The organism is Streptococcus intestinihominis (genome assembly GCF_046824975.1).
Lineage (GTDB): Bacteria > Bacillota > Bacilli > Lactobacillales > Streptococcaceae > Streptococcus.
Genome location: NZ_JBKQBL010000003.1, coordinates 260,601 through 265,210 on the forward strand (window position 1 = coordinate 260,601; position 4,610 = coordinate 265,210).

At 47.0% G+C, this 4,610-nt stretch carries 7 protein-coding genes; all 7 read right to left on the bottom strand.

What is annotated here, in order from left to right; genetic code table 11:
• The coding region (locus tag ACLOR3_RS06460) for a metallophosphoesterase (protein ID WP_412037080.1) at nucleotides 1-503 on the bottom strand (503 nt) is incomplete at its 3' end.
• Between the two features lie 16 nt (nucleotides 504-519).
• Nucleotides 520-2,184, bottom strand: coding sequence for a DNA repair protein RecN (gene recN, locus ACLOR3_RS06465; RefSeq protein WP_411400638.1), 1,665 nt, complete (start codon nucleotides 2,182-2,184; stop codon nucleotides 520-522).
• 7 nt (nucleotides 2,185-2,191) lie between these two features.
• Nucleotides 2,192-2,623 (bottom strand): arginine repressor, encoded by a 432-nt coding sequence (locus ACLOR3_RS06470; protein WP_048715457.1) that lies wholly within the window; start codon nucleotides 2,621-2,623, stop codon nucleotides 2,192-2,194.
• Complete coding sequence (locus ACLOR3_RS06475; RefSeq protein ID WP_048687779.1) at nucleotides 2,616-3,431, bottom strand: TlyA family RNA methyltransferase; 816 nt, start codon at nucleotides 3,429-3,431, stop codon at nucleotides 2,616-2,618. Before ACLOR3_RS06475 ends, ACLOR3_RS06470 begins: the two co-directional genes overlap by 8 nt.
• Nucleotides 3,412-4,299 carry a polyprenyl synthetase family protein gene (locus tag ACLOR3_RS06480; protein WP_411400641.1) on the bottom strand — a complete coding sequence of 296 codons (888 nt, stop codon included), beginning with the start codon at nucleotides 4,297-4,299 and terminating at the stop codon, nucleotides 3,412-3,414. The genes ACLOR3_RS06475 and ACLOR3_RS06480 overlap by 20 nt, the downstream gene beginning before the upstream one ends.
• Nucleotides 4,296-4,508 carry an exodeoxyribonuclease VII small subunit gene (locus ACLOR3_RS06485; protein WP_006596769.1) on the bottom strand — a complete coding sequence of 71 codons (213 nt, stop codon included), beginning with the start codon at nucleotides 4,506-4,508 and terminating at the stop codon, nucleotides 4,296-4,298. Before ACLOR3_RS06485 ends, ACLOR3_RS06480 begins: the two co-directional genes overlap by 4 nt.
• The coding region (locus tag ACLOR3_RS06490) for a hypothetical protein (RefSeq protein WP_412037096.1) at nucleotides 4,486-4,610 on the bottom strand (125 nt) is incomplete at its 5' end. The genes ACLOR3_RS06490 and ACLOR3_RS06485, both read right to left, overlap by 23 nt.

Below are 4,610 nucleotides of genomic sequence, written 5' to 3' on the forward strand. Positions count from 1 at the left end.
TCATGGAAGGGCTGGCGAATCCAGACCTTTTGGTAATCCGACGTTTCATGCCAATCAGGCAAGGTCAAGTCAAGCCCAGCATGCACAAAAATATAGTGTTCTGTTTCATAGACAAAAGGAAGCGAACGAATGAAAGCGACGAGATCCCCACAAGTCTCTTGCACGCGCCGAGCATCCTCCACTCCATCTACTGGAGCCGTGAGGGGACGACCAAGTAGAGAGTTGATGGTCGTGTCCCCACCATTTCGTCGGTAATGGTCGTAGCGCTCTGTTGGGTTATCGATCCAGGCTAGAAACATGTATTCGTGGTTCCCAGAGAGACAGATGGCTCCTTGCTGTTCGACAACATCTTTGACCAGTTCGATAACCTTACGACTATCTTCCCCACGGTCTATCAGATCTCCGAGAAAAACCAGCTGGGACTGACCATCCCAATGGGTCATCAGTTCCTCTAGCATACCGGCTTTTCCATGAATGTCTCCCACTACAAAATAGCTTTCCATTTCGGTTCCTTTCTTCTTAGGACGGCCGTTTTAGCAATTGCTCTGCCTGCATGCGGGCTGCTTCTGTCACATCTTCACCAGCTAGCATCTTAGCGACTTCTTCGACCCGTTCTTCATGACTGAGCAAGCGAACGGTCGAAACCGTTGAAAATTCATCGCTCACCTTTTCGATAAAGAATTGGTAATCGGCTACTGCAATGACCTGAGGTAAATGAGAGATGGCTAGCACCTGACCATAACGTCCAATCTTATAAATCTTCGAAGCAATGGCCTGCGCCACCCGACCAGATACCCCTGTATCCACCTCGTCAAAGACAATACTGGTCTTGCCTTCTTTACGTGAAAAGGCTGACTTGATGGCCAACATAAGACGGGACAACTCCCCACCTGATGCTACTTTTACCAAAGGTTTAAAGTCCTCTCCAGGGTTGGTTGAAATATAAAACTCAACCGTTTCGTTTCCTTCCCGATTAAACTTAGATGGGGTAAAACGCACTTGGAAACGTGCTTTTTCCATATAGAGATCCGCCAATTCCTGCTGGATCTCTGCTTCCAGCTCTTGGGCCAAGGCATGACGCCCTTGACTTAGTTCTTTAGCCAAGGCAACCAACTGTCCTTCCATGGACTTGAGTTCTTTTTCCAAGTCTTCAGAAGAGGTTCCTCCTCCTGTTAATAGGCTATATTCCTTGCTAATTTGCTCCAGGTAATCAAGGACATCCTTTACCTGACCGCCGTACTTACGCGTGATCGAGTGGATTAAGTCTAGTCGAGCTTCCACCTGCATCAAGCGGTTGCCGTCAAAGTCCAAACCATCTACCAGATCCTCCAAGCGCTTGGTCAAATCCTCCAGAGTATAGTAGGTCTCGGCCATTTGGTCAGACAAGGTCTTGTATTCTGCATCATACTCTTCGATGCTTTGCAGATCATTCATGGCCGACCGCACATTGCTAAGACTGGAGAAGTCTTCTGCATCCAGCATGGCATAAGCATTGCTTAGGGTATCTGCAATCATCTTATGGTTGAGCAGGCGTTGCCGTTCTTGCTCTAACTGGACATCTTCATCTAGGGACAGGGCTGCCGCCTCGATTTCCGAAATCTGGTATTCCAACATTTCGATCCGAGCTTGGTTTTCCTGGTTATTTTTTTGGATCTGCAAGACCTGCTTGCGCAAGGTCTTGTAATTCTCAAAGGTCTCTCTATAGGCCTTCTTAGTCGCAAAAAAAGTATCTTCCCCAAAGCTATCCAGCATAGCGATATGCAATGGAGCTCGCATCAGTTCTTCCTGATCGTGCTGGCCATGAATATCTACCAATTGCTGGCCAACCGCCTTGAGAACAGAGAGGTTGACCATCTGCCCATTGATCCGGCTGACACTCCGACCATTCTGGAAAATTTCTCTGCGAATAATCAACTCCTCTGCCCATTCTAAGCCCTGCTCTTCAAATATCTGCTGAAGGGCAGGGTTTTCGTCAATCGCAAAGAGGCCTTCAATCTCAGCCTTAGGAGCACCGTGACGGATGACATCGGTTGTCGCCCGACTCCCCAGCATCATATTCATGGCATCGATAATGATGGATTTTCCTGCTCCAGTTTCACCGGTTAAAACCGTCATTCCTGTTTCAAAATTCAGAGCGATTTCTTCAATGATGGCAAAGTTCTTAATTGAAATTTCTAATAGCATCTCTCTCCTACCATTCCATCAATCGTTGTTCAATAAACTGAGCCTTTTCTTCCGAGCGGGCCACAATCAAAATACTATTGTCGTCTGAAATCATGCTAAAGATGATGTCATCAAAATCTTCTTGTAGATGCCGCTTGACTAGATAGGCTGTCCCTGGGACAAGCTTGAGGGTCAAAAAGCTCCCCATGCGTTCAAAGGATTGAAGATTATTTTCTGCTAATTTTCCACTATGTTGGACGCGTGGCAATTCGTAGACATAGGCTGAACCTTTTAAAGGCGTTTTAATAATCCCCAACTCTTTGATATCGCGGGAAACAGTTGCTTGTGTCGCAGAAATTCCAGCTTCTCTCAGATGTTCGACAATGGCATCCTGAGTACCCACTTTATTTTCTCGGATAAAGCGGCGTATTTTTTCTAATCGGTTTTGTTTACTATTCATGTTTAAAGTCAGTATGGGCTTTTTCGACAACTGCCGCAAACTCTTGCAGTTGAAGACGATCTTGCCCAGTATTTTTTTCTAAATAAAGTAAAAATTCAATATTGCCATGGCCCCCTTGAATCGGTGAATAATCCACTCCCAAGACGGAGAAGCCATGTTCTAAAGCAAAGCCTTGAACCTGTTCCAGGACGGACAGATGGACCTTGGCATCCTTGATAATCCCATTTTTCCCAATCTGCTCCCGACCAGCTTCAAACTGGGGTTTGACAAGGGCGACCACCTGGCCTCCCTCTTGTAAAATCCCATGGAGGGCTGGCAAGATGAGGTTGAGGGAAATGAAGCTAACATCAATGCTAGCAAAGCTCGGGGTTTGCTCAAAATCCTCAGACGTCGCATAGCGGAAGTTGAACTGCTCCATCGAGATGACCCGAGGATCCTGACGAAGCTTCCATGCCAACTGATTGGTCCCTACATCCACTGCATAGACCAAGGCAGCTCCATTTTGGAGCATAACATCCGTAAAGCCTCCTGTAGAAGCCCCAATATCCAGCGTGACCTTATCCTGCAGGTCAATCTCAAAAAGGTCCAAGGCCTTTTCTAACTTGAGACCACCACGACTGACATATTTGAGTTTTTCACCCTTGAGTTTTAATTCTGTCGCTTCATCAATTTTTTCGCCTGGTTTATCGAAGCGCTCGCCATTATGAACGGCAACGACCAGACCAGCCATCACACCGCGTTTGGCCTGCTCCCGGGTTTCAAAAAGTCCCTGCTTGTAGGCCAGTACGTCAACTCTTTCCTTCGCCATGAATTCTAAGTCTTTCTATTATCTTCTTGATTCCAGTCCCGTCGAAGTCTACCTGCTGAGAGATGCGATTGAGCAAGTCCTCACAGGCATTTAGCTCCCGGTCCAAATAAGCCTGAGCTCCATCTAGACCGAGGAGGGCAGGATAGGTCGATTTTTCAGCCTGCAGGTCCTTCTGAGGGGTTTTCCCTAAGGAAGCAAAATCAGCAGTCACATCCAAAATATCATCCCGAATCTGGAAGGCCAATCCTAAATGGAGGCCAATTTCCTCTAAGAGAGTCGCGATAGCTGGCTCAAGCTCTAAGAGGATCCCTGTTGCTTGGAATGGATAGGCAAGCAGTCGCCCTGTCTTATTGGCATGGATGACTTGCAACTGGTCCAAGGTCAGGCTCGCCCCTTCCCCTTCCATATCCAAGACTTGGCCTGCCACCATCCCAGCTGTCCCTGAAGCATCCGATAACAGGGCAATCAGTTGCACCCTGATAGAAGCCGGAAGGTCTGCCTCTGCCACACAGCCAAAGGCATCTAAGAAGATCGAGTCTCCTGCTAAGATGGCTAGGTCTTCCCCAAACTTTTTATGGTTGGTCAATTGACCACGACGATAATCATCATTATCCATGGCTGGTAAATCATCATGGATCAAGCTTCCCGTATGAATCATTTCAAGAGCGGCTGCCACCTGAAAATGAGCCTCAAGGATGGAAGCATGAAAGGCCTCCAACAACTCCAATAAGAGCAAAGGTCGAATCCGTTTCCCCCCTGCATGGACTGAATAGAGGATAGATTCTACCAAGCGGGGAGCGATTTGTTTAGCCTCGTAGAAGCCTTCTATCGCTTTTTCGACCCCTTGCAGTTTTTCTTCTAGAATCATACTAGTTCCGTTTCTGAGCCATCTGCTTGCATCACCTTGACCAAGGTCTTTTCAGCCTGATCAAGTGTTTCTTGCAAATCCTTTGATAGCTTCATTCCTTTCTGAAACTCTGAGATGGCCTCTTCGAGGGGCACTTGCCCACTCTCTAACTTTTGGACAATAGCTTCCAAATCAGCTAAATTTTCTTCAAATTTCTTTTCTTTCGACATGCTTTACCTCTACTTCTACTTGCCCATCCCGCATGACTAGCGTCAAGGCATCCTTTTCTTTGATCGTATCTACGCTATCCAAAACCTGATCTCCAGCCTGTA